25 protein-coding genes and 1 riboswitch are annotated in these 26,139 nt (G+C 70.5%); of the genes, 18 read left to right on the top strand and 7 right to left on the bottom strand.

Annotated features, from left to right (window positions below):
* Together AB0F15_RS40530 and AB0F15_RS40525 are read left to right on the top strand one after the other, a co-directional pair.
* Window positions 1-728, top strand: a 728-nt coding sequence (locus tag AB0F15_RS40530) for an SbcC/MukB-like Walker B domain-containing protein (RefSeq protein WP_360282395.1), incomplete at its 5' end; no start/stop codon positions are given.
* A 21-nt stretch (window positions 729-749) separates the two neighbouring features.
* Window positions 750-941: a DUF1737 domain-containing protein gene (locus AB0F15_RS40525; protein ID WP_360282393.1), complete on the top strand. Its 192-nt coding sequence runs from the start codon at window positions 750-752 to the stop codon at window positions 939-941.
* On the opposite strand, the gene AB0F15_RS40520 is transcribed toward AB0F15_RS40525, so the two are convergent.
* Window positions 942-2,336, bottom strand: coding sequence for an AlkA N-terminal domain-containing protein (locus AB0F15_RS40520; RefSeq protein ID WP_360282391.1), 1,395 nt, complete (start codon window positions 2,334-2,336; stop codon window positions 942-944).
* Window positions 2,337-2,438: 102 nt separating this feature from the next.
* Here AB0F15_RS40520 and ychF point away from each other — a divergent pair, with 102 nt between their 5' ends.
* The 4 genes from ychF to AB0F15_RS40500 all read left to right on the top strand — a co-directional run bounded on the left by ychF (window position 2,439) and on the right by AB0F15_RS40500 (window position 5,677).
* A complete protein-coding gene (ychF, locus tag AB0F15_RS40515) occupies window positions 2,439-3,521 on the top strand; it encodes a redox-regulated ATPase YchF (RefSeq protein ID WP_360282389.1) in 1,083 nt (360 codons plus the stop codon).
* Window positions 3,522-4,281: 760 nt separating this feature from the next.
* Complete coding sequence (locus AB0F15_RS40510) at window positions 4,282-4,875, top strand: ArsR family transcriptional regulator (protein ID WP_360282387.1); 594 nt, start codon at window positions 4,282-4,284, stop codon at window positions 4,873-4,875.
* Window positions 4,872-5,339, top strand: coding sequence for a hypothetical protein (locus AB0F15_RS40505; protein WP_360282385.1), 468 nt, complete (start codon window positions 4,872-4,874; stop codon window positions 5,337-5,339). The genes AB0F15_RS40510 and AB0F15_RS40505 overlap by 4 nt, the downstream gene beginning before the upstream one ends.
* Window positions 5,339-5,677 carry a hypothetical protein gene (locus tag AB0F15_RS40500; RefSeq protein ID WP_360282383.1) on the top strand — a complete coding sequence of 113 codons (339 nt, stop codon included), beginning with the start codon at window positions 5,339-5,341 and terminating at the stop codon, window positions 5,675-5,677. Before AB0F15_RS40505 ends, AB0F15_RS40500 begins: the two co-directional genes overlap by 1 nt.
* Before the next feature lie 396 nt (window positions 5,678-6,073).
* Here AB0F15_RS40500 and AB0F15_RS40495 read toward each other — a convergent pair whose 3' ends face one another.
* Complete coding sequence (locus AB0F15_RS40495) at window positions 6,074-6,358, bottom strand: 4a-hydroxytetrahydrobiopterin dehydratase (protein ID WP_360282381.1); 285 nt, start codon at window positions 6,356-6,358, stop codon at window positions 6,074-6,076.
* 32 nt (window positions 6,359-6,390) lie between these two features.
* A riboswitch (TPP riboswitch) is annotated at window positions 6,391-6,498 on the top strand.
* 19 nt (window positions 6,499-6,517) lie between these two features.
* Here AB0F15_RS40495 and AB0F15_RS40490 point away from each other — a divergent pair.
* From AB0F15_RS40490 to AB0F15_RS40480, 3 genes are all read left to right on the top strand, one after another.
* Complete coding sequence (locus AB0F15_RS40490) at window positions 6,518-7,567, top strand: thiamine ABC transporter substrate-binding protein (protein ID WP_360282379.1); 1,050 nt, start codon at window positions 6,518-6,520, stop codon at window positions 7,565-7,567.
* Between the two features lie 74 nt (window positions 7,568-7,641).
* Window positions 7,642-9,213 (top strand): iron ABC transporter permease, encoded by a 1,572-nt coding sequence (locus AB0F15_RS40485; RefSeq protein WP_360282399.1) that lies wholly within the window; start codon window positions 7,642-7,644, stop codon window positions 9,211-9,213.
* Window positions 9,213-10,226 (top strand): ABC transporter ATP-binding protein, encoded by a 1,014-nt coding sequence (locus AB0F15_RS40480; RefSeq protein WP_360282377.1) that lies wholly within the window; start codon window positions 9,213-9,215, stop codon window positions 10,224-10,226. The genes AB0F15_RS40485 and AB0F15_RS40480 overlap by 1 nt, the downstream gene beginning before the upstream one ends.
* Window positions 10,227-10,268: 42 nt before the next feature.
* Here AB0F15_RS40480 and AB0F15_RS40475 read toward each other — a convergent pair whose 3' ends face one another.
* From AB0F15_RS40475 to AB0F15_RS40465, 3 genes are read right to left on the bottom strand one after another with little or no spacing between them, the layout of a single operon-like run.
* A complete protein-coding gene (locus AB0F15_RS40475; RefSeq protein WP_360282375.1) occupies window positions 10,269-11,141 on the bottom strand; it encodes an ABC transporter permease subunit in 873 nt (290 codons plus the stop codon).
* Window positions 11,138-12,112 (bottom strand): ABC transporter ATP-binding protein, encoded by a 975-nt coding sequence (locus AB0F15_RS40470; protein WP_360282373.1) that lies wholly within the window; start codon window positions 12,110-12,112, stop codon window positions 11,138-11,140. Before AB0F15_RS40470 ends, AB0F15_RS40475 begins: the two co-directional genes overlap by 4 nt.
* The gene (locus AB0F15_RS40465; RefSeq protein WP_360282371.1) at window positions 12,109-13,203 is read right to left on the bottom strand and encodes a sigma-E factor regulatory protein RseB domain-containing protein; all 1,095 of its coding nucleotides are present in this window, start codon (window positions 13,201-13,203) and stop codon (window positions 12,109-12,111) included. Before AB0F15_RS40465 ends, AB0F15_RS40470 begins: the two co-directional genes overlap by 4 nt.
* Before the next feature lie 148 nt (window positions 13,204-13,351).
* Here AB0F15_RS40465 and AB0F15_RS40460 point away from each other — a divergent pair, with 148 nt between their 5' ends.
* From AB0F15_RS40460 to AB0F15_RS40450, 3 genes are read left to right on the top strand one after another with little or no spacing between them, the layout of a single operon-like run.
* Entirely contained in the window at window positions 13,352-14,068 is a 717-nt protein-coding gene (locus tag AB0F15_RS40460; protein WP_360282369.1) for a response regulator transcription factor, read from the top strand.
* Window positions 14,065-15,387: an ATP-binding protein gene (locus AB0F15_RS40455; protein WP_360282367.1), complete on the top strand. Its 1,323-nt coding sequence runs from the start codon at window positions 14,065-14,067 to the stop codon at window positions 15,385-15,387. The genes AB0F15_RS40460 and AB0F15_RS40455 overlap by 4 nt, the downstream gene beginning before the upstream one ends.
* A gap of 11 nt (window positions 15,388-15,398) precedes the next feature.
* Window positions 15,399-15,788: an NUDIX domain-containing protein gene (locus AB0F15_RS40450; protein ID WP_360282365.1), complete on the top strand. Its 390-nt coding sequence runs from the start codon at window positions 15,399-15,401 to the stop codon at window positions 15,786-15,788.
* Here AB0F15_RS40450 and trpS read toward each other — a convergent pair.
* Window positions 15,781-16,746, bottom strand: a complete 966-nt coding sequence (trpS, locus tag AB0F15_RS40445; RefSeq protein WP_360282363.1) for a tryptophan--tRNA ligase — start codon at window positions 16,744-16,746, stop codon at window positions 15,781-15,783. The two genes, AB0F15_RS40450 and trpS, sit on opposite strands and share 8 nt — an antisense overlap.
* A 174-nt stretch (window positions 16,747-16,920) precedes the next feature.
* Here trpS and AB0F15_RS40440 point away from each other — a divergent pair, with 174 nt between their 5' ends.
* Window positions 16,921-17,220: a YciI family protein gene (locus tag AB0F15_RS40440; protein ID WP_360282361.1), complete on the top strand. Its 300-nt coding sequence runs from the start codon at window positions 16,921-16,923 to the stop codon at window positions 17,218-17,220.
* On the opposite strand, the gene AB0F15_RS40435 is transcribed toward AB0F15_RS40440, so the two are convergent.
* On the bottom strand, window positions 17,217-17,396 hold the full coding sequence (locus AB0F15_RS40435) for a hypothetical protein (protein ID WP_360282401.1): 180 nt from the start codon (window positions 17,394-17,396) through the stop codon (window positions 17,217-17,219). The two genes, AB0F15_RS40440 and AB0F15_RS40435, sit on opposite strands and share 4 nt — an antisense overlap.
* 163 nt (window positions 17,397-17,559) lie before the next feature.
* Between AB0F15_RS40435 and typA the strand changes: the two genes are divergently transcribed.
* From typA to AB0F15_RS40410, 5 genes are all read left to right on the top strand, one after another.
* On the top strand, window positions 17,560-19,485 hold the full coding sequence (typA, locus tag AB0F15_RS40430; RefSeq protein ID WP_360282359.1) for a translational GTPase TypA: 1,926 nt from the start codon (window positions 17,560-17,562) through the stop codon (window positions 19,483-19,485).
* Between the two features lie 379 nt (window positions 19,486-19,864).
* Entirely contained in the window at window positions 19,865-21,601 is a 1,737-nt protein-coding gene (locus tag AB0F15_RS40425; protein WP_360282397.1) for an ABC transporter family substrate-binding protein, read from the top strand.
* A 283-nt stretch (window positions 21,602-21,884) separates the two neighbouring features.
* Window positions 21,885-23,693 carry an ABC transporter family substrate-binding protein gene (locus AB0F15_RS40420; protein WP_360282357.1) on the top strand — a complete coding sequence of 603 codons (1,809 nt, stop codon included), beginning with the start codon at window positions 21,885-21,887 and terminating at the stop codon, window positions 23,691-23,693.
* Window positions 23,694-23,885: 192 nt separating this feature from the next.
* The gene (locus AB0F15_RS40415) at window positions 23,886-24,902 is read left to right on the top strand and encodes an ABC transporter permease (protein WP_360282355.1); all 1,017 of its coding nucleotides are present in this window, start codon (window positions 23,886-23,888) and stop codon (window positions 24,900-24,902) included.
* A complete protein-coding gene (locus tag AB0F15_RS40410) occupies window positions 24,895-25,824 on the top strand; it encodes an ABC transporter permease (protein ID WP_360282353.1) in 930 nt (309 codons plus the stop codon). Before AB0F15_RS40415 ends, AB0F15_RS40410 begins: the two co-directional genes overlap by 8 nt.
* Window positions 25,825-26,139: the final 315 nt, after the last annotated feature.

The following is a 26,139-nucleotide window of genomic DNA, read 5'->3' as shown; positions in this document are numbered from 1 at the left end:
ACCCGGATCCGGCCGGCACCGTCCAGCTCCGCCGCCTCGTACAGCTCCTTCGGGATCTGCTTCACGCCGATTCCGCGTACGCGGCGCTGCGGGTGGCCATCGCGCAGCACGAGGAGCTGACCCGCCTGGCCGGGCTCCTGCGCAAGGCGCTGGCCGGGCTCGCCCCGGCCGAGGCGGAGTTCGCCGAGCTGCGCGCGCTCGCGGACGTCGTCAACGGGCGCGGGCAGAACAGCCGCAAGATGTCGCTGCGGTCGTACGTGCTGGCGGCGCGGCTGGAAGAGGTGGCGGTCGCCGCCACGCACCGGCTCCGCACGATGAGCCAGGGCCGGTACTCGTTCGTGCACTCGGACGCGGCCGGGGCGCGCGGGACCCGCGGCGGGCTCGGCATCGACGTGCTGGACGACTATTCGGGCACCATCCGCCCGGCGAAGACGCTGTCCGGCGGGGAGTCGTTCCTCGCGTCGCTGTCCCTCGCGCTGGGGCTGGCCGACGTCGTCGCGGGGGAAACCGGGGGCGCGCTCCTGGACACGCTGTTCGTCGACGAGGGTTTCGGCACGCTGGACGCCGAAACCCTCGACGTCGTGATGAACATCCTCGACGAGCTCCGCGCCGGCGGGCGGGTGGTCGGGCTGGTGTCCCACGTCGAGGAGCTGCGGCAGCGCATCCCCACCCGGCTGCGGGTCCGCAAGGCCCGCACGGGCTCGACACTGGAGGTGCGCGCGGGCTGATCACTCGGCCAAGATGAAGCGATGAGCGACCTGCCGCCGAACGGCCTGCCCCGCTACCGCGTGCTCACCGGCCCGGACGACGCGAAGTTCTGCCACCGGGTCAGCGAGGCGCTGGAACTCGGCTATCGCTTGTACGGCTCGCCGACCCTGACCTACGACGGCGAGCAGGTCGTCGTCGGCCAGGCCGTGCTGTGGCGAGGCGACCAGGGCTAGCTAGCCGGCCGCGCGCCGCAGGTACATCCCGGCGTAGGAACACCACGGCGTCCACGCGCGGGCGCGCTCGCCCAGCGAATCCGGCGCGATGCCCAGCGCCTCGGCGCCGCGGCGGACCTCGGGGTCGCCGGCGAGCAGGACGTCCGGGGCGCCGAGCACGCGCATGAGCACGTAGTCCGCCGTCAGCGGGTCGACGCCCGGGCACGCCAGCAGCTCCGCGCGCAGTTCGGCCGCCTCCCGGCCGACGTGGACCTCCAAGCGCCCTTCGGCCAGCGCCGTCGCAACCCCGGTGACGACGTCGGCGGGACGCGCGGCCGCGATCCGGGCCGCGGCCGGGAACAGCCTCGTCACGCCCCACTCGCCCGGCACCTCCTCGCCGGGCGGCACCTCGTGCAGCAGGGCACGGAACAGCAGTTCTTCGCCGTCGACCGTGCCCGGGACCCGGATGCCCGGTGCAGCCTCGACCACCGCTGCCAGCGCCGGGTCGGCGCCCAGGACGCGGGTGACCGCCGCGGGGTCGGCGTCGAGGTCGAGCAGCCGGCGCACCCGGCTGACCGCACTGCCGAGGTCACGCAGGTCGGTGAGCAGCAGCTCGCAGCGCACGTGGTCCGGTTGCGGCGTCAGCCTCACGACGCCGGTGCCGTGGGCGAGCCGCAGCGTCCGGGCGTACGAGCCGTCGGTGACGTTCTCGACTCCCGGTACCGCGTGGGCCGCGAAGAAGCGAAGCAGTCCCTGAGCGTCGAAAGGCGGCCTGAACGGCAACCGCAGGCTGAGCCGCGTGCCCGTCACATCGCTCTGCCGGCCACGTCGTGACGAGGCGAAGGCGCGAAGCTGCGAAGGAGTTGTCGCGAACACCTCGCGGATCGTCTCGTTGAACTGCCGCACGCTGGAGAAGCCCGCCGCGAAGGCGACGTCCGTCAGCGGCAGCTCGGACATCTCGATGAGCAGCCGCGCCGAGTGCGCGCGGTGCGCCCGGGCCAGCGCGAGGGGGCCCGCGCCCAGCTCGGCGGTGAGCACCCGCCCGAGCTGCCGTTCGGAGTAGCCGAGCCGCCGGGCGAGGCCGGGGACGCCTTCGCGCTCGACGGTCCCGTCGGAGATCAGGCGCATGGCTCGCGCGGCCAGGTCGGCGCGGACGTTCCAGTCCGGCGAGCCGGGCACGGCGTCCGGCAGGCAGCGGCGGCAGGCGCGGAAGCCGTTGGCCTGCGCGGCCGCCGACGTCGGGAAGAAGCGGACGTTCTGCACCTTCGGCGTCGAGGCCGGGCACGACGGGCGGCAGTAGATCCCGGTGGTGCGGACCGCCATGATGAACTGGCCGTCGAAGCGCGAGTCGCGGGCGGTGACCACGCGGTAGCAGCGCTCGGCGTCTCGCCAGAGTGAGAGCGTTTCGGTGACCATTGATCCGAGCATGCCAGCAGGTCAGCGCCGTCGCTGGCGGAAATCCGCCACGGCGTTGGGTGCGTGGGGTCCGGCCGGGGGAGACCCGTAGACTGCGAGGTCGTGAGCCTTACCCTCGGTATCGTCGGCCTGCCCAACGTCGGCAAGTCCACCCTGTTCAACGCGCTGACCCGCAACGACGTGCTCGCCGCGAACTACCCGTTCGCGACGATCGAGCCGAACGTCGGTGTCGTGCCGCTGCCGGACCCGCGGCTGGACAAGCTGGCCGAGCTGTACAAGTCGGAGAAGACCGTCCCGGCAGTCGTGTCCTTTGTGGACATCGCGGGCATCGTGAAGGGTGCGTCCGAGGGCGCCGGGCTGGGCAACAAGTTCCTGGCGAATATCCGTGAGGCCAACGCGATCTGCCAGGTTATCCGCGTGTTCGACGACCCTGACGTGGTGCACGTCGACGGCCGCATCGACCCGTCGAGCGACATCGAGACGATCAACACCGAGCTGATCCTCGCCGATCTGCAGACTCTCGAGAAGGCTGTCTGGCGGCTGGAGAAGGAAGCGCGGACCAAGAAAGAAGCGAAGCCGGCGCTCGAGGCCGCCCAGAAGGCGAAGGAAATCCTCGACAGCGGCCGCACGCTCTTCTCGGCGCAGAAGGACGTCGACCTCGAACTGCTTCGCGAGCACAGCCTCCTGACGACGAAGCCGTTTCTCTACGTCTTCAACGCCGACGAGTCGATCCTCACCGACGAAGCCCGCCGCGAGGAGCTGACCAAGCTGGTCGCCCCCGCGGATGCGGTGTTCCTCGACGCGAAGGTGGAGTCGGAGCTGCTGGAGCTGGACGACGAGGAGTCGGTGCGCGAGCTGCTCGAGTCCGTCGGCCAGCCGGAGCCGGGCCTGTACTCCCTGGCCCGCGCCGGGTTCCACACCCTCGGCCTGCAGACGTACCTGACGGCGGGCCCGAAGGAGTCCCGCGCGTGGACGATCCCCCAGGGCGCCACGGCCCCCCAAGCGGCGGGCGTCATCCACACGGACTTCGAGCGCGGCTTCATCAAGGCGGAGATCGTCTCGTACGAGGACCTGATGGCGGCGGGCTCGATGGCGGCCGCCCGGGCGGCGGGCAAGGTCCGCATGGAGGGCAAGGACTACATCATGGCCGACGGCGACGTGGTGGAGTTCCGCTTCAACGTCTGACGGCGACGTGGTGGAGTTCCGACACGGAGCAACCTCAAGCCTCACCAAAAGGCGCAGCCGTGTCGGAAGCCCGCGAGGCTTCCAGCACGTGATGCGCAAGGCGCTGGCGGAGCGCTGGTCCGCCGCCCGCAGCAGGGCTTTCCTGGCCAGGCACGAGGGCCGAGAGGCCGCCGATCTGCTTCGGTCCGGCGCGGTCGGTTCCTGGTACCAGGCCGCCGACACCAGGGGGATAACCGACTTGGCCAGGAGGAACGGAACCAGCACTTCGCGGATTTCCGGCACTGCTCGGACTCACCAGGTGCTGACGAGCGACCTGGCCGCGGCGTCGGCATCCCGGCCCGAAAGCTGCGCGGCCATGGCGGTCTTCAGCACGGCTGCCGCCTGCCCGAAGACCGTCTCGGACGAATTGACCAGGTCGAAGCCTGCGCGGTCGATCGTGAGGGTCCCGCTGGGAGACCGGGCCCCTCGCTGAGCGCACTGGACACTGCTCGGGCGAACTCGATGGGCAGCCCGACAGTGAATGGTTCCGTCCACAGCTTGCTCGTGCAGGTTGGCTCCTCGTCGGCGTCGAACAGGCCGAAGGCTGGTCGGGACGACCGCAGCCACTCTGCGGCCTGGTACGTCGCCGGGTGATCGCCTTCGCCGATCGCGACGAGGCCGTGCCGGTCCACTGCAACGATCGTCATCGCGGGCACCACCCGTTCCCCAGCACTCAACTACTGACTGTTGCTTTCATTGGGCGCAGGATATACTGCGTCCAATGAAAGCTTCGCCGAGCCTGCTGCCCCTGCTGCGGTCACGCATGCAGGGTGAGCTGCTCGCACTGGTCCTGCTCCACCCGGAGCGCGAGTACAGCATCACCGAGCTCGCCGGAGCCTCCGGCGTCACGCCCACGGCCGTGCTGCGGGAGGTCGAACGGCTCGTCGGCGGGGGCATCCTGGAAGACCGGCGGGTCGGCCGGAGCCGGCTCGTCAAAGCCCGGACGGACACTCCGCTCTACCGGCCGTTGAGCGAGCTCCTGTCGGTCACCTTCGGGCCGCTGCCGCTGCTCGCCGAGGCCCTGTCCGGTCTTGCCGGCGTGCGCGAGGCTTACATCTACGGGTCATGGGCCGCGCGCTACAGCGGCGAACCCGGGCCGCCTCCCGGAGACGTCGATGTCCTCGTTGTCGGCTCGCCCGATGCGGATGCGCTTTTCGACCTCGCCGAAGGCGTGTCGCGACGGCTGGGCCGCGAGGTCAACGTGCACCGGGTCTCGCCGGCTTCGTGGGCGGTGGCGGACACCACGGATCCGTTCCTCACCAGCGTGCGTGAGCGTCCGCTGGTTCCGTTGCCGCTCGAGCAGGAGACCCGATGACCCGGTGGAACCAGGGGCGCGCCACGATCGACGCGCTCATCGCGCGCGGCTCGCTCGAGCACGTCCCGGCCTCGCGGGAAGCCGCGGAAGCCGAACTCGTCCGGGCCCGGACGCACGTCGCTTCGGCTCGGCAGCTGCTCGAGTCGGATCCGGAAGGCGCCTACACACTGGCGTACGACGGTGCCCGTCGTGCGCTGGCGGCCGTGCTGCAGAACCAAGGTTTGCGCGCGACGAGCCGGGGTGGCCACATCGCCGTCTACGAAGCGGTTCTCGCGCAGCTCGACCCGCCGCTGGGGTCGCTTCTGCGTCCCTTCAACCGGATGCGGGTCCGGCGCAACGAAGTCGCGTACCGCTCTTCGGAGGCGCCCGCGGTGACCGCCGAAGACGTGACCGCCGATGTGGCGAAGGTCGACGATCTCATCGGGGTCGCCGAGAAGACGATCCCGAACATGCCCCGCTACTGATGGAGGACTCCGCGGGCCGCCCGCTGACGGCGAACGAGCGGACGGCACTGGACACGCTGCTCGCGGCGGACTTCCCGGGTGCGGGGGAACTGCGGGCGCAGGCCGCCACGGCCCGGGTGATCGGCCGCTGCGGCTGCGGGTGCCCCACGATCGACCTCGCGGTGGACGAAACGACCCCGCGCGCGGCGGTGAAGAAATCAGTGGCGGTGGAGGCCGACGTCCCGGACGGCGGTCTCATCTTGTTCGTCGACGACGGCCGGTTGTCGTGCCTCGAATACTGGTCCACGGCCGACGAGCGGCCGGCCGGGTTCCCGTCGGCCGGGCAGATCGTCTTGTAGCCGCCGGACCGCCAGGTACGGACGAACTAGCCGAGCAGGCCCAGCACCGCGATCGCGATCAGCACCACCGCGGGAGCGAGGGCGTTGATCCAGGCGCGCTGAGCGGGCGTGAGGGCGGCGGTGTTGTTCATGGCGTTTCCTAAGGGCCGAACCGATGCTTCCGCCTGCTCAGCGCGCTGATCATGCCTCGCGTTAACAGCTGTGACCGAACTCTCAGCCGTCCAGGCGATGACGGTGGCGGGCGGTGAACCAGAGCACGCCCCCGGCCGCCGCCACCATCGTTGCGAACGCCGCTGTACCGACCACGATTGCCTGAGTCATCTCGTCTCCCTCCCGAAGGTTCCGGTAACCGAGAGACGCCGAACCGGCGGTGAAGTTCACCCAGAGTTACCGAGGTCACATCCCGGCGAGGACCGAATCGATCTGTGCGGCCAGGTCGAAGTCCTTCGCCGTCAGCCCGCCCGCCGAATGGGTGCTCAGCCGGAACGTCAGCGTGCGCCAGCGGATGTCGATGTCCGGGTGGTGGTCGGCGGCTTCGGCGAGCTCGGCCACGCGGTTCACCACCTCGATCGCCTGGGGGAAGCTCGCCAGCTCCGCTTCGCGGGTGATGACGGCCCCGGACCGGGTCCAGCCCGCGCCCAGCCGTCCGTCGGCCTCGGAGTCGCTCAAGATTTCCGTCATGTCTCCATGGTCGTCCGTCCTGGACTACGCTGCACGGTTGCCACGGGAGTCCGGTCAGCCGGGCTGAGAGGCGGGTCACCCCGCGACCGTTCGCACCTGACCGGATCATGCCGGCGACGGGAGGGCTTCCCTCCGCGTCGGCGAAGTGCAGGAGGGTAGATGAAACGCAGGGCTGTGCGCGTCGCGACGGCCATCGCCGCCGTCAGCGCCGTCGCCACGGCGTGCTCGCTGTCGGACGGCGACGGTGGCACGCAGCAGACGCCCACCGTCACCCTCGTGACGCACGATTCCTTCCTGGCGCCGCAGGAGGTGCTCGACGCCTTCCAGAAGCAGTCGGGCATCAAGATCTCCGTGCTCAAGCAGGGCGACGCCGGATCGCTGACCAACAAGCTCGTGCTGACGAAGGCCAACCCGATCGGCGATGTCGCGTACGGCGTCGACTCCACCTTCGCCTCGCGGGCACTCGGCGAGGGCGTCTTCGAGCCGTACACCAGCCCCGAGGCCGACCGCGGGCCGCAGCGCTACGCCGTCGACCCCGAGCACCGGCTGTCCGCGGTCGACGTCGGCGACGTGTGCGTCAACGTCGACACGAACTACTTCACCGCCAAGGGGATCCCGGCGCCGTCGACCTACGACGACCTGGCCGACCCGAAGTACAAGGACCTGCTGGTCGCCGAGGATCCGGCGACGGCGTCACCCGGCCTGGCGTTCCTCCTCGGCACCGTCGCGAAGTACGGCGACGCCGGCTGGAAGGACTACTGGACGAAGCTGAAGGCCAACGGCGTCAAGGTGGTCAGCGGCTGGGAAGAGGCCTACACCAAGCAGTTCTCCGGCTCGTCCGGCAAGGGGCCGCGGCCGATCGTCGTCTCGTACGCGTCGTCGCCCGCCGCCGAGGTCGGTGACGACGGGAAGCCGCGCACCAAGGCGCTGCTCGACACCTGCTACCGGCAGGTCGAGTACGCCGGCGTGCTGACGAACGGCAAGCAGGCCGAGAACGCGCACAAGGTCGTCGACTTCCTGCTCTCCCAGCAGTTCCAGGCGACGGTCGCCGCCAACATGTACGTCTACCCGGCGCGCCAGGACGTCGAGTTGCCCGCGGGCTGGGCGCAGGTCGCGCCGCTGCCGCAGAAGCCGCAGACACTGCCCGCGGACCAGGTCCAGGCCGGACGCGAGAAGTGGATCGGCGAATGGCGCACGCTCGTGCAGTGAGCACCGGCGCTCCGGCCCGGAGCCTCCGAAGCGCGACAGCGCCACCGCGGACCGCCCGCGGACTCGGCCTGGCCCTGATCGGCGTCGCCCCGATCGGGTTCCTGGTGGTGTTCTTCGCCTGGCCGGTGCTGGCGATCGTCGGACGCGGGTTCGCTGCGGGCGGCCTCGGCGCCGTGCTCGGTGACCCGCGGACCTGGCAGCTGGCCGGGTTCACCGTCGCGAGCGCGGCCGCGTCGACGGTGGTCGCGGTGCTGGCCGGGCTACCGGTGGCGTTCCTGCTGGCGCGGGTGAAGCTGCCCGGCGTCGGCCTGGCGCGGACGCTGGTGCTCGTGCCGTTCGTGCTGCCGACGGTGGTGGTCGGGCTCGCCTTCCGGGCGCTGTGGCCGGACGGCGGCGTGCTGCCGATCGTGCTGGCCAACGCCTTCTTCAACGTCGCCGTCGTCGCGCGGACCGTCGCCGGGCTGTGGGCGCGGCTGGATGCGCGGACGACCGACGCCGCCCGCGCGCTCGGCGCGTCGCCGTGGCGGGCCTTCCGGTCGGTGACGCTGCCCGCGCTGGCCCCCGCGATCGCGTCCGCCGCGGCCGTGGTGTTCCTGTTCTGCGCCACCAGTTTCGGGGTCGTCCTGATCCTCGGCGGCGCCCGCTACCGGACCCTGGAAACCGAGATCTACCTGCGGACGGTCGACCTGCTGGACCTCTCGGGCGCGGCGGCACTTTCGCTGATTCAGTTCGCGGCCGTGGTCGCCGCGCTGGTGCTCGGCGGGCTGGCGCGCCGGCGCAAGGAAGGCGCCCGGATCGGGTCCGGCGGGGCACGATCGCCGCGGGGCGGCGAGTGGTGGGTCGTCGGCGCCGCGGGGGTCGTGCTCGCCTTGCTGGTGACGCCGATCGTCGCGCTCCTGGCCGAATCGGTGTCCACTGAGGACGGCTGGAGCTTCGCCGGGTACCGGGCACTGACGAGCACCGGCGAGAAGGGCGCGCTGCAGGTGTCCGGCTGGGACGCCGCGCTGAACTCGCTCAAGGTGGCCATCGACGCGACGCTGCTCGCGATGGTCGTCGGCGTGCTTGCGTCCGTCGTCCTCGTGGCGCTGCGCCGGTCGCCCGCGAAAGCCGCGCGGGGGCTGGGCGAGACGATGGACGCCGTGCTGATGCTGCCGCTCGGGGTGTCCGCGGTGACCGTCGGCTTCGGCTACCTGGTGACGCTCGACGCGCTGCCGGGTGACCTGCGGACGTCGCCCTACCTGGTGCCGCTAGCCCAGGCGCTGGTGATCATCCCGCTGATCGTGCGGATGGTGCTGCCGGTGCTGCGCTCGGTCGACGTCCGGTTGCGGCAGGCCGCGTCGACGCTCGGGGCGAGCCCGCTGCGGGTGTGGCGGGAGATCGACCTGCCGTTGACGCTGCGGCCGCTGGTCGCGGCGGCGGGGTTCGGCTTCGTCGTGGCGCTGGGCGAATTCGGCGCGACGAGCTTCCTCGCCCGGCCGACGGCGCCGACGCTGCCGGTCGCGGTCGCGACGCTGATGGCGCGCCCGGGGGAGCTGAACAACCAGATGGCGTACGCGGCGTGCGCGTTGCTGATGCTCGTGACGGTCCTGGCGGTCGCGCTGATCGACCGGCTCGGGGCCGCGCGCGGCCGGGTGGGAGAGTTCTGATGGCGCTGTCGGTGCGGGACCTGACTGTCCACTACGGATCGTTCGCGGCGGTGCGCGACGCGCGGCTGGACATCGCCGACGGCGAAGTGCTGGCCCTGCTCGGCCCGTCGGGATCGGGCAAGTCGACGCTGCTGCGCGCGATCACCGGGCTGGAACCGTCGGCGCGCGGTTCGGTGAGCTGGGACGGCGAGGACCTCGGCGCGGTGCCGGTGCACCGGCGCGGGTTCGGCCTGGTGTTCCAGGACGGCCAGCTGTTCGGCCACCGCGACGTCGCCGCCAACATCGCGTTCGGCCTGCGGATGCGCGGGGTACCGCGGGCGGAGTGGGCGCCGCGGGTCGCCGAGCTGCTGGAGCTGGTCGGCTTGACGGGCTTCGAGGGGCGGCGGGTGACGGAGCTCTCCGGCGGGCAGGCGCAGCGGGTGGCGCTGGCCCGTGCTTTGGCGCCGAAGCCGCGGTTGCTGCTGCTCGACGAGCCACTGTCCGGTTTGGACGCCGGGTTGCGCGAGCAGCTGGCGATCGACCTCGCGGATCTGTTGCGCCGCAGCAAGATCACCGCTCTGCTGGTGACGCACGACCAGGAGGAGGCCTTCACTCTCGCCGACCGGGTCGCGGTGCTCGACGCGGGCGAAGTCCGCCAGGAAGGCGCGGTCCGGCGGGTGTGGCGCAACCCGGCGGACGACGACGTGGCCCGGTTCCTCGGGGTGACGACGTTCGTCGACGGCGTGGCCGCGGGCGGGAACGTGCGCACGGAGCTGGGGGACCTGGAACTCCCGGACGTCGACGACGGTCCGGTCCGGCTCGGCTTGCGGCCGCACGCGCTGCGGGTGGCCGCGGAAGGGGTGGCCGGCGAGGTCGTGGCCGCGGTGCATCGCCGCGAGCACGTGCGGCTGGTGGTGAAGCTCGAAGCGTCCACTGTGGACGCGGTGGCTCCGGCAGCGTCGGACCTGCGGGCCGGGGACGCGGTGAAGCTGGAGCTCGACCCGGACGGGATGGCGGTGGTCGGGTTGTCGTGAGTGGTAATTAGGGTTCTAACCCCAATTACCACTCACGACAACTCAGCCGTCGCGGGTCGAAAGCCGCGCGTACGCCAGCGAAAGCCCGATCACGATGTAACAAGCCGCACGCAACGCGCCTTCGCCCAGCATCTGCGTGCCCATCGGGTCCTGCAGCACCTCCGCCGGTGCCGTCGCCCAGTTCTGGGTCAGCAGGAACGGGTGCAGCCAGTTCAGCGAGGTCAGGAACCCGAGGATGGTGAACACGATGTCGGCCGCCAGGACCGACGCCACCACCAGCATCGGGTGCTCGGTCCAGCTGGAAAGCGCCAGCGCCACCGCGCCCACCGCCCACAGCTGGAGCACCACCCAGCCCGCCACCAGCAGGATCCGCGCCAGTGCGCCGCCCAGGGACAACGTCGTGCCCGACAGCGTGAACAGCGAATCCGTGCCGTTGATGATCAGGCCGGTCACCACGCCCGTCACGCACATCGCCAGCACCGAAACCACCGACACCGTCGCGACGCCGAACGCCTTCACCGCCAGCAGCCTGCCCCGGCTGACCGGGGCGATCAGCCAGCCGCGCAGGGTGCCGTGGGACGTCTCGCCCGCGATCGCGTCCGCGCCCGCCATGGCCGAGGCCAGTGGCAGCAGGAGCGCCAGCGACATCACGATCGCCGCGATCGGCAGGACGAACGCGTTGTTGACCGCGGACGCCAGCAACGCGCCATCGGGGTTCGGTCCGCCGGCGTCGGGTGGCCCGCTCACCAGCGTCAGGCCGATGCCGATCACCACCGGGATCAGCGCCAGCAGGGCCAGGACGGCGAGCGTCCGCGGCCGCCGGAAGATCCAGCGCAGCTCCGCGGCCAGCAGCCGGGGCAGCGGCACCGTGTCGTGGCCCGTGCGGGCCGCCGGTGCTTCGAGAACCGCGGTCATTCCGCCCCCTCCGTGAGCCGGGCGAACAGGTCTTCCAGCCCGGTGCGGGCCCGCGTCGCCTCGTGGACCGCGACCCCCGCGCCCACCAGGACCTGCAGCACCCGCGGTGCTTCCGCCGCGGTGAGGTCGGCCCGGACGCCGTCCGGCGTGAGCCGGGCGCCGATCCGGTTCTCCCGCAGCACTTCCACCGCCTGTTCGGCGTCCGGCGTGCGGACCAGCAGGGCCGCGTTCCCGGACTCCAGCAGCTCCGCCAGCTCGCCCTGCGCGACGACGTTGCCCGCCTGCAGCACGGCCACGTGCGTGCACGTCGCTTCGACCTCGGCCAGCAGGTGCGACGACACCAGCACGGTGACGCCCTCGGCGTGCAGCTCGGCGACGATCCTGCGGATCTCCCTGGTACCCGCAGGGTCGAGGCCGTTGGTCGGCTCGTCGAGCACGACCATCTTCCGCGGCACCAGCAACGCCGAAGCGAGGCCGAGCCGCTGCTTCATGCCGAGCGAGTAGCCCTTGTACCGGCGCCGCGCCGCCCCCGTCAGCCCGACGCGCTCCAGCGCCGAGTCCACCGCGCCGGCGATCCCCGAAGACGCGAGCCGGGGTTCCGCCGCGGCGAAGCGCAGGAGGTTGTCGCGCCCGGAGAGGAACGGGTGGAAGCCCGGCCCTTCGACCAGTGCGCCGACGTCCGGCAGCGCGTGCGCGGCGGCGTCCGGCATCGGGCGGCCGAGCAGCTCGACCTCGCCTTCGGTCGGCCGGACCAGGCCGAGCAACATGCGGATGGTGGTCGTTTTGCCCGAGCCGTTCGGCCCGAGCATCCCGACGACGGCACCTTCGGGGATGTCGAGATCGACGTGGTCCACCGCGACCGTGCTGCCGTAGACCTTGCGCAGGCCCCGGGTGCGCGCGGCGAGCGGGACCGCCGGGGCGGACGTCTCCGAAGAGACGTCCGCCCCGGACTGAACGGCCGTGCTGGTCACTTCTGACCCAGCGCCTCGTAGAGGACCTGCTCCGGCACCGCACCGGCGGCGAACCGGCCGTCGTCGGTCAGCACCGCGCTGCCCACCTTCGTGGTGACGAGGTAGCCGCTGCCCCAGGTGCCGCTGACCTTCTTGGCGAACCGGGCGAGCAGGGCCTTCGGGTCGGCGTTGGCGCCGCCCTTGCGCTCACCCGAGGCCTTCGGCGCCGCGTTCAGCGCGTCCGCCGGGACCTTGCCGGTGACGACGGTGTCCCAGCCGTCGCCGACGACCTTGGTGTCCTGCTTCGCCTGCTCGGCCAGGTCCTTGTGCTGCTGGTCGAGCGCCGGCGTCTTCTCCTGCACCTTGGCGCCCTTCGGCGGGGTGAAGGTGAAGAGGTCGGCCGGCTGCTGCGTGAACTCGATCTCGGTGAACGCGACCTGGAGCGCCGGCGTCGCCGTGCCGTTGCTCAGCACCGAAACCCGCAGCGGCATCCGCGTCTGCGAGTCGACCGCGACGCGGATCTCGCGCAGCAGCGTCCGCTCGGTCGGCTTCGGCGTCAGCACCAGCTCGTAGGCCGGCCGGTCGGCGACGGTCGCGGTGCCGTCGACCGACACCGTGCTGCTCTCGCGGACCTTCGCCAGCAGTTCGGTCGACGCCGCGACCGGGTCGGTCACCTTCTCGCTGCCCGCGCCCTTCTGCTTGGCGACGTCGGCCGGGATGGTCACCTTGGTCGCGGTGTTCGTCCGGGAGCTGTAGTCCCAGACGGTGGTGCCGTCGTGGACCACGGTCTCCTGGCTCGCGCCCTGCGTGACCGCCAGCCGGCTCTTGCCGGCGCCGTCGGTGAAGATGTGCGCCGAGTCCATGCTCAGCGCCGACGCCCCCGGTACCGCGTTCCCCACGGCGGGCAGGCCGAGGTCGTTGCTGACCTTGACCGTGCCGTCGAACGCGCCCGGCTTCGCCTGCACGACCGACTGGATCAGCTCTTCGGCGCTCACCTGCGGCAGCGCCGGCTTGTCGTCGGCGCTGGCCGGCATCGCGACGAACGCGAGGCCACCGGCACCGAGCGCGGTGCCGAGGACTGCGGCCGTGATGCCCTTCGTCTTCGGTTTCATGCGTCTCTCCCTGTGGTGTTCCCGGACTCGAGTGTGCCCGGCTCCCTGGCCACGACGCTTCCCTCTCGAGGCTGAGATACCACTGAAGGTTCTCCCTCCCACGCTGAGATCGCGCTGAGAACCGACGCACGACCTGCGCAAACCGGCCATGATGAGTCTCGTGAAACCTCGGGTGCTGGTGGTCGACGACGAACCGGGCGTGCGGAAGGCCCTGCAACGCGGGCTGCGCGCGGAGGACATGGACGTGGTCACGGCCGCGGACGGGCCCACCGGCCTGCAGCTGGCGAGCACGGGCTCGTTCGACGTCGTCCTGCTCGACATCATGCTGCCGGGCCTGTCCGGCTACCGGGTGCTGGAGCGGCTGCGCAAGGACGGCGTCACCACGCCGGTGCTGCTCGTCTCGGCCAAGGACGGCGAGGTCGACCAGGCCGACGGCCTCGACCTCGGTGCCGACGGCTACCTCGTCAAGCCCTTCTCGTTCGTGGTGCTCGTCGCGCAGGTCCGCGCGGTGCTGCGCCGGGCGGGGCCGGAGGCCGGTCGCGGCACGCTGCGGCTGGGCGCGCTGGCGGTCGACCGCGGGCTGCGGCAGGTGCGCTGGAACGGCGAGGAAGTCGGGCTGAGCCCGCGGGAGTTCGCGCTACTGGAGGTGCTCGTCGGCCGGGCGGGCACGGTCGTCACGAAGGACGAGCTGCTGCGCGCGGTCTGGGGCGAGGAGCAGGCGGTGACCCGCAACCTCGTCGAGGTCTACGTCGGGTACGTGCGCCGCAAGCTCGACGCGGTCGGGGCCGGCGCGTTGCTGCGGACCGTGCGCGGGCACGGCTACCTGGCGTCCGACGCGCAGCTCGACGAGGTCATCGCCCCGTGAGGGGCTGGTGGCGCGGGCGGTCCCTGCAGGCCCGGATCACCGTGCTCGCCGCGACGATCACCCTGGCCTGCCTGCTCGGCCTCGCGGCGCTGGCCGCGTCGAACCTTTCGCCGCTGCTCATCGGCTCGGTCGACCGCGAGCTGACGAGCGCACTCGGCCCCGCCGGCGCCGAGGTGGGCGCGGGCCGCCCGCTGTCCGGCGCGGCCCCGGTGACGCTCCGGGTGCTGGACATCGCGGGCACGCCGGTGGACGGCGGCACGCCCACCGGACTGGCGCCCGCCGACGTCTCGACGCTCAAGGCCGGGCAGCCGGTGCAGCGGGACGGCGCGCGGTACCGGGGCACCGTCGTCAGCGCGCCGGACGGGGCGCAACGGCTGGTCGTGGCCGGCGCCGGCCTGGTCGGGTTCGCCGCCGCGGTGCACTACGGCGGACTGTGGCTGGTGGCCGTCGCGTCGGTCGGCGCACTGGCGGCGGGCTTCGCGACGTGGCTGGTGGTGCGCCTGTCGCTGCGGCCGGTCGCGCGCATGCGGGGTTCGGTGCGGTCGCTGCCGCCGGGGGCGCGGCTGGCGCTGCCGGACTCGCACGACGAGCTGCGCGCGCTGGCGGAGGAGTTCAACGCGCTCCTGGAGCGGCAGGAGCAGGCCAGCGACCGGCTCCGGCGCTTCACCGGCGATGCCGCGCACGAGCTGCGCTCGCCGGTCGCGTCGATCCGGGTGCAGGCCGAGGTGGCCGTCACCAATCCCGACCCGGAACTGGCGCAGGAGACGCTGTCGGACATCCTCACCGAGGCCGAGCGGCTGTCGTCGCTGCTGGACGGGCTGCTGTCGCTGGCCCGCTCGGACGCGGGCGAGGTGCCGTCCGCCGAGCCGGTCGAGCTGGTCAGCGAGGTCCGCGCGGCGGCGGCCCGGCTCCCGGCGGAGGCGCCGGAGACCCGGGTGAGCACCGCGGTCGCGCAGGCGTGGGCTTCGGCCGCGCACGCCGAGGTGGAGCTGGTGCTGGACAACCTGCTGCGCAACGCGTGCCGCTACGCGCGCGGGCAGATCGTGGTGTCGGTGCTGGCGACGCGGTCTTCGGTGCGGGTGGTGGTCGACGACGACGGCCCCGGCATCCCGCCCGAACACCGGGAGAAGGTGTTCGACCGGTTCTACCGCATCGCCGACGACCGGGCCCGGTCGTCGGGTGGCACGGGCCTGGGCCTGGCGATGGTCGCGGAAACGGTCCGCCGCCGCGGCGGCCGCGTCCAGGTGGGCGAGTCCCCGGACGGCGGCGCGCGGTTCGTGGTGGTCTGGCGCGCGGCCGGCGGCGGGGCTTCCGGGTAAGTTCCGGGACTGTGAACGCTGTGATCGTGGGAGCCGCGCTGGTGCGCGACGGCAAGCTGCTGGCCCAGCAACGGGCCTGGCCGCCGAAGCACGCCGGGCAGTGGGAGCTGCCCGGCGGGCGGGTCGAAGAGGGGGAATCCGAAGCTTTCGCGCTGGCCCGCGAGTGCAGCGAGGAGCTCGACGTCGTCGTCGAGGTCGGCGGCCGGGTGGGGGAGGACGTCCCGCTGCCCGGTGGCCGGGTTCTCCGCATCTACGCCGCGAAGCTCGTTTCGCCGGGGGAAGAGCCGCGGGCCGTCGAGCACCGAGCCGTGCAGTGGCTCGGGCCCGACGACCTCGACGACGTCGACTGGCTGCCCGCCGACCGGATCCTGCTCCCGGCCTTCCGCGCGCTGCTCAGTTAGCGCCGATCATCCGCAGGGCCGCGTCGAGCCGGTGCGAGCCGCGCTCCCGGGCGCGCTCCGCGCCCGCCTTCCGCACCCGGTCCAGCTCCGCGACGTCGCCGAGCAGCGAAGACGCGCGTTCCCGCAGGGGACGCAGTTCCTCGACCACGGCGTCGGCGACGGCGTCCTTCACCGCTCCGTACGACGAGAACTCCTCGGCCAGCTCCGCCGGGGACCCGCCCCGGCAGGCGGCGAGGATCTCCAGCAGGTTCGCCATCCCCGGCCGGGTCTCCGGGGCGTGGACCGGCACGGAACCGCCGTCGGTGACCGCGCGGCGGATCTTGCGGCGGATCTGGTCGGGCTCGTCGAGCACGAACACCACGCCCACCGCGTCCCGCGTCGACTTCGACATCTTGCGCGTCGGGTCGGTGAGGTCCTTGACCCGCGCGCCGGCGGGCGGGAGCACCGCCTCCGGGACGGTGAACACCTCGCCGTAGGTGCTGTTGAACCGCTTCGCGAGCGTCCGCGTCAGCTCGACGTGCTGCCGCTGGTCCTCGCCGACCGGGACCTCGCGTGCGCCCTGCAGGAGGATGTCCGCGGCCATCAGCGCCGGGTAGGTCAGCAGCGACAGCCGTACCCCCGCCTGGCCCTTCGACTTCTCCTTGAACTGGATCATCCGCGCGGCCTCGCCGTAGTTGCAGGTGCACTCCAGGACCCAGGTCAGCGCGCCGAGCTCGCGGGCCAGGTCGGACTGGACGAACACCCGCTCGGGATCGATGCCGGCGGCGATCAGCACGGCGAGCTGCTCCCTCGCCAGTGAGCGGAGTTTCGCCGGGTTGTGCGACGTCGTCATCCCGTGCAGGTCGGCGACGAAGTACAGGTCGTCCACGCCGCCTTCCCTGGCCCAGCGGCGGACGGCCCCGAGGTGGTTGCCGAGGTGGACGTGACCGGACGGGGTGATCCCGGACAGCTTGCTCATGGTGGATTCCTTCCGAGGGGGGACCACCCCGGAGAAGGCACGAAAAAGGCCGCCCGTTCCGGGGCGGCCGCTGGTGATCAGCGCAGGACTAGACGGCCGCCGGGGGCGGCCACCACTGGGACGTCTGCGCACGCATACCGGCGATCATAACCAAGCGGGTCTACCGTCGTAACCATGTTCGTCGTGCTGCTGACCTACACCGCACCGATCGAAGAAGTCGACCTGGCGCTGCCGGACCACGTCGAGTGGCTGAACCGGCAGTACGAGCGGGGGCTCTTCCTCGCCTCCGGGGCGCGGAAGCCGCGGGTGGGCGGCGTGATCATCACGCGCCCGATGTCCCAGGGGAAGCTGGACGCCGTCTTGGCGAGCGACCCGTTCGCGGTCCGGCACCTCGCGAAGTACGAGGTCATCGAGTTCTCCCCGACGAAGACGGCGCCCGAGCTGCGGGGGATCAACGAAGCCATCCCGCACTAGGCGGCGAGGTCCAGCTTCGCCTTCTTCAGGGCCAGCACCGGGCACTTCTTGCAGCGCGGCTTCGACCGGCAGCACTTCTTCTTGACCTTGCCGGCCTTCATCAGCTTGCGCACCACCTTGCGGGGGTCGTCCGGCTTCTTGCCCACGCGCACGCTCCCTCGGATCGGCTGGCTCACCGGGTATCCACGTTAGGTGAGCCTAACCGATCTGGGGGCGTGGGGCTGCTCACAAAAGGCCGGGAGGTATCCTTGGTGAGGTCCGCGTGTGACCAGAGCCGGTCACGGGATGCCTGATGGGCTTTACGCGGCCACCCACCCCTTGAAGTTCAGGAGTTCTCGCGTGCCCGCAGCCAGCGCTACCGTCGAAACCGGCCGGCCGACCGGTAAGACCCGGCCCGACCTGCGCAATGTCGCGATCGTAGCCCACGTCGACCACGGCAAGACCACGCTGGTGGACGCGATGCTCCGCCAGTCCGGCGCCTTCGCCGAGCGCGCCGAGCTCGTCGACCGCGTGATGGACTCGGGGGAGCTCGAGCGCGAAAAGGGCATCACGATCCTCGCCAAGAACACCTCGATCCACCGCCAGACGCCCGAGGGCTCGGTGACCATCAACGTCATCGACACCCCCGGCCACGCCGACTTCGGTGGCGAGGTCGAGCGCGGCCTGGCCATGGTCGACGGCGTCGTCCTGCTGGTCGACGCGTCCGAGGGCCCGCTCCCGCAGACCCGGTTCGTGCTGCGCAAGACCCTCGAGGCCGGCCTGCCGGTGATCCTGCTGGTCAACAAGACCGACCGCCCCGACGCCCGGATCGCCGAGGTCGTCGAGGAGACCCACGACCTGCTGCTCGAGCTGGCCAGCGACATCGAGGACGCCGACCACGACGCCATTCTCGACCTCCCGGTCGTCTACGCCTCCGCGCGCGCCGGCAAGGCGAGCCTGGAGCAGCCCGCCGACGGTGAGATCCCCGAGAGCGAGAACCTCGACCCGCTGTTCGACACGCTGCTCCGGCACGTGCCGCCGCCCGCCGCCGACCTCGACGCGCCGCTGCAGGCGCTGGTCACCAACCTCGACGCGTCCAACTTCCTCGGCCGCATCGCGCTGATCCGCATCCACGCCGGCAAGCTCCGCAAGGGCCAGACCGTGGCCTGGATGCGCGAGGACGGCACGGTGCAGAACGTGCGCATCTCCGAGCTGCTGGTCACCGAGGCGCTCACCCGCGTCCCGGCGACCGAAGCCAGCGCGGGCGAGCTCGTCGCCATCGCGGGTATCCCGGAAATCACCATCGGCGACACCCTCGCCGACTCGGACAACCCGGTGGCGCTGCCCCGGATCACCGTCGACGAGCCGGCGATCTCGATGACCATCGGCGTCAACACCTCGCCGCTGGCCGGGCGCAACGGCGGCGACAAGGTCACCGCGCGGCTGGTCAAGGCCCGCCTCGACCAGGAGCTGATCGGCAACGTCTCGATCCGCGTGCTGCCGACCGAGCGCCCCGACACCTGGGAGGTCCAGGGCCGTGGCGAGCTGGCGCTGGCGATCCTCGTCGAGCAGATGCGGCGAGAGGGCTTCGAGCTGACCGTCGGCAAGCCGCAGGTGGTGCTGCGCACGATCGACGGCAAGCTGCACGAGCCGTTCGAGCGCCTGTACATCGACTCGCCGGAGGAGCACCTCGGCGCGATCACCCAGCTCCTGGCGGCGCGCAAGGGCCGCATGGAGGACATGAGCGGCAACGGCAGCGGCCGGATCAAGCTGGAGTACGTGCTCCCGTCGCGCGGCCTGATCAGCTTCCGCACCGACTTCCTCACCGAGACCCGCGGCACCGGCATCGCGAACCACGTGTTCGAGGGCTACTTCCCGTGGGCGGGCGAGATCCGCACCCGCCACAGCGGCTCGTTGGTCGCCGACCGCACCGGGCCGGTCACCGCGTACGCGATGATCCAGCTGGCCGACCGCGGCACGTTCTTCGTCGAGCCGGGCGCCGAGGTGTACGAGGGCATGGTCGTGGGCGAGAACCCGCGCTTCGAGGACCTCGACATCAACATCACCAAGGAGAAGAAGCTGACCAACATGCGTCAGTCCTCCGCTGACGTGATGGAGACGCTGGCCCGCCCGCGCAAGATGGGGCTGGAAGAAGCCCTCGAGTTCTGCTCGGTCGACGAATGCGTCGAGGTCGCGCCCTCAGTCGTCCGCGTCCGCAAGGTCACCCTGGACGTCAACACCCGCGCGAAGGAGCGTTCGCGCGCCAAGAGCCGCGACAACGGCTGATCCCGAACTCCGGAAAAACCTCCCGGCACTCGGTGCCGGGAGGTTTTTTCGTGCCCGTTCCCTTACGCTGGGTCGGTCGGGAACGAACACAATGTCACGAAGGCCGCCGTTCTTCTCCTTATATCTTTATAGGGGCCGAGACGGCATCGACGCCTGGCGTCGACCACCGATATGAACCTTTCTCGTGTCCGGCCCGTGTTCGTTCCGCCGTTCCGGAACGGTCCGGGAACCCGGACGGTTCCCCGCGCGTCCTTCCCCATAGCGGCCACCTTGGGGCGGCGGGACCGCCCGATCCGGGTATGGGAATCTCGGTTCCGGCGGGGAAGGCGGTCGTGGGAGCATGGCTGACCCGATCGGCGGAAACTGGGAGGAACGGGGCGTGCGGGTGAATCGCAAGGCGGTGCCGGTAGTGGCACTCGCGGCCGTGCTGCTCACCGCCTGCTCCAACACCCCGCCGCCACCGGTCGTGTCGTCGTCGGTCGCGCCCGTGTCCACCACCGGCAAGACGCCGTCGCAGATCGTCGTCGGCGTCGACGACGTGCTCGGCGGGTACAACCCGCACAACCTCGCGGACTCGTCCCAGGTGACCTCCGCGCTCTCGCAGCTGCTGCTGCCCTCGGCGTTCCGCCACAAGGACGACGGCACCACCCAGCTCGACAAGAACCTGATGAAGTCCGCGCAGGTGATCTCGCAGCAGCCGTTCGTGGTCGCCTACGACATCCGGCCCGACGCGTCCTGGTCCGACGGCGCGCCCATCGCCGCCGAGGACTTCGACTACCTGCGCACCCAGCTGCGCGACCAGCCCGGCGTGATCGAGCCCGCCGGCTACCGGCAGATCACCGACCTGCAGTCCCGCGAAGGCGGCAAGCGCGTCGAGGTCACCTTCGCCAAGCCGTACCCGGGCTGGCAGACGCTGTTCTCGGACCTGCTGCCCGCCCACCTGCTCAAGGACGCGCCCGACGGCTGGCGCGGCGCGCTCGCGTCGAACTTCCCGGCCGTCGCCGGCCCGTTTTCGATCAAGAGCCTCGACACCGCTCGCGGCGAGGTGATCCTGGAGCGCAACGACCGCTACTGGGAGAAACCCGCCGCGATCGACCGGATCGTGCTGCGCCGTTCGGACCAGAACACGCTGCTGGCCGCGCTGCGCAGCGGCAACGACCAGTTCGCGCTGGCGAGAACGACCGGCGACGAGCTCAAGCTGCTCGGCGAGCTCGGTTCGTCGGTGCAGCTGCACACCGTGGCTCGCCCGCTGGTGGCCGACGTGCTCCTGCGCCCGGTCAGCGCGACGCTGCAGGACGCCCAGGTCCGCGCCGGCGTCGCCGCGCTGCTCGACCGCACCAAGCTGATCACCGAAGGCGTCAACGGCGGCCCGTCGTCGGCGCTCCACGCCGACGCCCAGGTGACGGCGCCCTCGGTGAAGGGCTACGCGGCGACCATCCCGCCCGGGCCGCCCACCGCCCCCGACGTCGCCAAGGCCGAGGAATCGCTGAAGGCGGCCGGCTACACCAAGACCGCGGGCACCTGGCGCAAGAACGGCCGGGCCCTCTCGCTGGTCATCGCCTCGCCGGGCACCCAGGAGCCGTACGCGACGATCGCCAAGGAGCTGACCAGCGAGCTCACCGCGCAGGGCATCGAGGTCAACGCGATCGCGCCGCAGCCGCGCGACCTGTTCAGCGGCCTGCTCGCGATGCCGGTCGTGAGCGGGGTCCAGCAGCCGACCGGCGACTCGGCGGGCAACGTCGGGATCGACATCGCCGTCGTCCCGCAGGCGGTCGGCGGCGACACCGCGTCGGTGCTCGCGTCGACCTTCGGCTGCCGCCCGGAGCAGACGGCGGCGGGGGTGGACAGGACCAAGCCCGTCGTCCCCGGCAACGCGGCCGGGTTCTGCGACCCGGCGCTGCAGCCGTCGATCGACGCGGTGCTGTCCGGATCGACCCCGATCGCCGAAGCGCTCACCACTCTTGAGCCTGAACTTTGGCGCCAGAACGTGGTGATTCCGTTGTTCCAATTGGCTGACACCCTGGCGATCGGCTCCGGCATCTCGGGCGTTACCCCCGGTCCTCCGATGGTGGGCCCGTTCGGGTCCGCGGTGAACTGGACTCGCGGCCCGAAGTAATCGCTTGGCTACGCATTCAGTACTACCGGGTGATCTTCACCAACGCGTTCGAGTGGGACTCTGTGAATCCATGAGGTAACCGTCGTATTTCTGGATGTCGACTGGAAGTCACCCTTTGGTCACGATCGACCCTGAACTGGTGACTGTCGGTGCTTTTCCTTTCTAGCGTGCACCCGCAGTGCGCCAGTTGAGTGTCGCTTGGCGTGTCGTAGGCTCCGGCCCAACCGGAGCGGTGTGGGTCCTTGTCACAATTCAAGGGCTCAGTGCTAGGAGGGCACACTTCATGAGGAGAACCAAAGCAGTCTCCGCCTTGTCGCTCGTCGCAGGCGCTTCGCTGCTGCTGAGCGCCTGCAGCGGGGGCGACTCGGGCTCGGGCAGCACCGACCAGAACGGCTCGTCGACCGACGTCAAGTCGATGGCGGTCGGCAAGGCCGAGCAGGGTGACACGTTCAAGCTCGCGGACGTCAAGGGCTGGGACGGCACGGTCACGGTCGGGATCGACGACGGGTACTCCGGGTACAACAACAACACCCCGGACACCAACAGCTCGTACAACACCTACATCTTGACCGCTGTCCTCGAAGACTCCTTCGTCCTCGACGGCAACAACAAGATCCTGCTCAACAAGGACATCCTGGACTCGGTCGACGTGACCTCCAAGGAGCCGCAGGTCGTCACGTACAAGATCAAGCCGAACGTCAAGTGGTCGGACAACGCGCCCTTCGACTGCAAGGACTTCTACCTGAGCTGGCTCTCGCAGAGCGGCCAGGCCAAGGGCTCGGACGGCAAGAACCCGTTCAACGCGGCCTCGACCACCGGCTACGACAAGATCAAGACGGCGACCTGCAAGGACAACCTGACCCTCGAGACGGACTTCAGCGAGCCGTACCTCGACTACAAGGGCCTGTTCAGCGGCGTCCAGATCCTGCCGGCGCACATCCTCGAGAAGCAGACCGGTATCGAGGACATCAGCAAGCTCGCCCCGACCGGTGACCCGGCCCAGCTGTCCAAGGCCGGCGACTTCTGGACGAACAAGTGGAAGGGCTTCGACAAGGCCCTCATGCCGGCTTCCGGGCCGTACATGATCGACTCGTTCGACGCGAACCAGAAGTCCGTCAACCTGGTGAAGAACCCGAGCTGGGCGGGCGGCAAGGGCGGCCCGGCCAAGATCGTGGTCCGCGCCATGGAAGACACCAAGGCCATGGCGACCGCGCTGCAGAACGGTGAGATCGACGTCGCGGCGTCGACCCAGCCGGACGCCACCGCGGCCAACACGATGAAGGGCCTCGCGGCGCAGGGCGTGACCTACGGTTCGGCCCCGCAGCTGACCTACGAGCACCTCGACCTGCAGTTCAACCGCATGTTCAAGGACGACGCGCTCCGCAAGGCGTTCTTCGAGGTCGTCGACCGCAAGGCGATCACCGACAAGCTGCTCAAGGAAGTCCAGGCCGACGCGGCCCCGCTGAACTCGATCGTGTTCTTCCAGGGTGAAGAGGGCTACACCGACCTGTACGGCAGCAAGGCCGGGCTGGGTGCCGAGGCGGCGGCGAAGACGCTGACCGACGCGGGCTGGGTCAAGGGTGCCGACGGCATCTTCGCCAAGGGCGGCGTGCGCGCTTCGTTCAAGATCACGCACAACCAGAACGCCCGCCGCAGCCAGACCGTCGAGATCATCATCTCGCAGGCCAAGGCGGCCGGTATCGAGGTCAAGGACGAGACCGACGCCAACTTCCTCAAGGGTGGCCGCGTCTCGACCGGTGACTACGACATCGCGCTGTTCGGCTGGTCGTCGGCTCCGTTCAAGTCGCAGTCGCGTTCGATCTACGTCTGCCCGACCAACGGTGGCGACCAGAACTACCAGAACCTCTGCGACCCGAAGATCGACGCCGCGTTCAAGACTGCGGTGAGCGCGACCGACGAGCAGGTCAAGCTGCAGAGCTACCAGGCCGCCGACAAGGCCATCGCGGACAAGTACGCGACCGTGCCGCTGTTCCAGACGCCGAGCATGTGGGCGTTCAAGGGCATCGACCGCGTGTACATGCAGTCCTACAACGGTGTCCTGTGGAACGCCGGCGAGTGGGAGAAGAAGTAGCCAGGGGCTAGCCCCGCCACTTCTTCCTCCCCTCGCTCCAGATGACCTGGGGGTACCGGGGCCCGGCCACAAGCCGGGCCCCGGTACCCACCGGAAGTAGCTGTTGACCGTAGGGTTACCGCCACTACGGTAGACAACCGGGTAGCGGTCCAGCGCACTTCTGACGACCAGGCCCGGATGAGGAGCAGTTCGTTGAACCTGGTGATCTACATCCTTCGCCGTCTGGCGATATCGATTCCCGTCCTGCTGGTCGGGACCTTTTTGTCGTTCGTGATGGTCGCCGCCACCGGCGACCCGCTCGGCGAGCTCCGGCACAACCCGAACATCAACAAGGAAGCGCTCGATGCGCTTTCCCACAAGCTGGGTCTGGACCAGGGCGTCGTGCCGCGGTACTTCAGCTGGCTCGGCCACGTCCTGTCGGGTGACTGGGGCACTTCCATCGCGCAGGGCAACGCACTGCAGCCGGTCGCACCGAAGGTGATGGCCGCGTTCGGTGTCACCTTCAAGCTGGTGGTCGGCGCAGAGATCCTCGCGCTGATCATCGGCATCATCGTCGGCGTGCTGGCCGCGGTGAAGCAGTACTCGATCATCGACTACCTGGCGACCACCCTCGCCTTCCTGCTCTTCTCGATGCCGATCTTCTGCGTCGCCATCGTGCTCAAGAACTACGCGATCGAGATCAACGGCTGGGTCCGCGACCTCGGTCTGCAGGACGTCCTCGGCAATCCATGGTTGCGTACGACCAGCCCGGAACAGCTGAAAACCGACGGTGTCGGTGACTTCATCACCAGCACGATCGGTGCGTACCTGCTGCCGACCCTGTCGATCATGGCGATCAGCTTCGCCGCGTACAGCCGGTTCCAGCGCGCCTCGATGCTCGAGGTGATGAACTCGGACTACGTGCGCACCGCGCGGGCCAAGGGCCTCGGCAACGGCCGGGTCATCTTCCGGCACGCGTTCCGCAACGCCCTGATCCCCGTGACGACGCTGTTTTCGGTGAACTTCGGCTCGGTGCTCGCCGGCGCGATCATCACCGAAACGGTGTTCAACTGGCACGGTATGGGCACATTGCTGGTGGAAGCCGTCTCGAAGAACGACACTCAGGTGATGATGGGCTGGCTCGTGGTCATCGCCACCAGCGTGATCGTCGCCAACCTGATCGCCGACCTCGTGTACGGCATCCTGGACCCGAGGATTCGCGTTGGCTGACTTGAACTCTCTTCTCGCGACCGAAACGGCGGCCGCCGAGGGCACGCTCCCGGCGGAGGCCATGCCCGAGCCCCGGAGCCAGGGCAAGCTGGTGCTCAGGAAGTTCCTGCACCACAAGCTGGCCATGGCCTCGACCGCGGTGCTGGTGCTGATCGTCCTGCTCAGCGTCCTCCTGCCGATCTTCTGGAAGCACAACTACGAGGACAGCTCGTTCCCCTCGTTCGCCAGGCCGAACGGCGACTTCCCGCTGGGCACCACGCAGGTCGGCAAGGACATGGTGTCGCAGGTTCTGCGGGGCACCCAGTACTCGCTCCTGATCGCCCTGACGGTGTCGATCCTTTCCACGGTGGTCGGCGTCGTCCTCGGCGCACTGGCGGGCTACCTGCGCCGGTTCACCGACTCGGCGATCTCGCGGGTGACGGACCTGTTCCTGATCATCCCGCAGATCGCCGCGGCGGCCATCCTCGCCAAGGTGTTCGGCGGCGGCTCCTGGTACATCGTCGCGCTGGTGCTGGCGGCGTTCGGCTGGATGCAGATCGCCCGGATCACCCGCGCCGAGGCGATGTCGCTGTCCCAGCGCGAGTTCGTCGACGCGGCTCGAGCGTCGGGCGCCGGGACGTTCCGGATCATCTTCAAGCACCTGGTGCCCAACATGGTCGGCAGCATCACGGTCAACGCGACCCTCGCGGTCGCGCAGGCCGTGCTGGCGGAAGCCGCGCTGTCGTTCATCGGCCTCGGTGTCCAGCTCCCGGACACCTCGCTCGGCCGCGTCATCCTGGAAAACTACGCCCAGCTGCAGGGGCGGCCGGCGCTGTTCTTCGGGCCGTTCATCGTGCTCGTGCTGATTTCACTGACGATCAACTTCATCGGTGACGGTCTTCGCGACGCCTTCGACCCGCGCCAGCGGAGAATGAAGGCCTGAACGCGCGACGCGGGGGTGACCGGTTCCGGTCACCCCCGCGTCCGTTTTCCCACGCGGATCGCCGGACCTGGGGGTTTCGGCGGGGGCACTTCCTGATCGGCACCCGTCGTGGCCCACGTTCGCCGCTTACCGCCGGTTCCAGCGGGCGTCGATGTCTCGAGTTCCTGGGCGCCGATTACGCCCGCACAGCGCACGCCAGACCCGCAACGCACGGAAGGCCGCCACCTGAGCCAGGTGGCGGCCGTCCGGGGGGTTTGCGGGGGGCAGTAGGGCACCCGGGGCCCCCAGGCGGCCACACCGGCCGCGCGGCGCGGC

The organism is Amycolatopsis sp. NPDC026612 (genome assembly GCF_040638285.1).
Classification (GTDB): Bacteria; Actinomycetota; Actinomycetes; order Mycobacteriales; family Pseudonocardiaceae; genus Amycolatopsis.
Note: the sequence above shows the minus strand (reverse complement) of the source record. Positions and strands in the feature narration are given on the sequence as shown.

Bases quoted from the DNA above. Each gene is read 5' to 3' on its own strand.
- trpS (WP_360282363.1), bottom strand. From the start codon at position 16,746: ATGAGCAAGCTGTCCGGGATCACCCCGTCCGGTCACGTCCACCTCGGC.
- AB0F15_RS40420 (WP_360282357.1), top strand. From the start codon at position 21,885: ATGAGGAGAACCAAAGCAGTCTCCGCCTTGTCGCTCGTCGCAGGCGCT.
- AB0F15_RS40440 (WP_360282361.1), top strand. From the start codon at position 16,921: ATGTTCGTCGTGCTGCTGACCTACACCGCACCGATCGAAGAAGTCGAC.
- AB0F15_RS40480 (WP_360282377.1), top strand. From the start codon at position 9,213: ATGGCGCTGTCGGTGCGGGACCTGACTGTCCACTACGGATCGTTCGCG.
- AB0F15_RS40520 (WP_360282391.1), bottom strand. From the start codon at position 2,336: ATGGTCACCGAAACGCTCTCACTCTGGCGAGACGCCGAGCGCTGCTAC.
- AB0F15_RS40475 (WP_360282375.1), bottom strand. From the start codon at position 11,141: ATGACCGCGGTTCTCGAAGCACCGGCGGCCCGCACGGGCCACGACACG.
- AB0F15_RS40500 (WP_360282383.1), top strand. From the start codon at position 5,339: ATGGAGGACTCCGCGGGCCGCCCGCTGACGGCGAACGAGCGGACGGCA.
- AB0F15_RS40525 (WP_360282393.1), top strand. From the start codon at position 750: ATGAGCGACCTGCCGCCGAACGGCCTGCCCCGCTACCGCGTGCTCACC.
- AB0F15_RS40465 (WP_360282371.1), bottom strand. From the start codon at position 13,203: ATGAAACCGAAGACGAAGGGCATCACGGCCGCAGTCCTCGGCACCGCG.
- AB0F15_RS40460 (WP_360282369.1), top strand. From the start codon at position 13,352: ATGATGAGTCTCGTGAAACCTCGGGTGCTGGTGGTCGACGACGAACCG.
- AB0F15_RS40495 (WP_360282381.1), bottom strand. From the start codon at position 6,358: ATGACGGAAATCTTGAGCGACTCCGAGGCCGACGGACGGCTGGGCGCG.
- AB0F15_RS40490 (WP_360282379.1), top strand. From the start codon at position 6,518: ATGAAACGCAGGGCTGTGCGCGTCGCGACGGCCATCGCCGCCGTCAGC.
- AB0F15_RS40510 (WP_360282387.1), top strand. From the start codon at position 4,282: ATGAAAGCTTCGCCGAGCCTGCTGCCCCTGCTGCGGTCACGCATGCAG.
- AB0F15_RS40505 (WP_360282385.1), top strand. From the start codon at position 4,872: ATGACCCGGTGGAACCAGGGGCGCGCCACGATCGACGCGCTCATCGCG.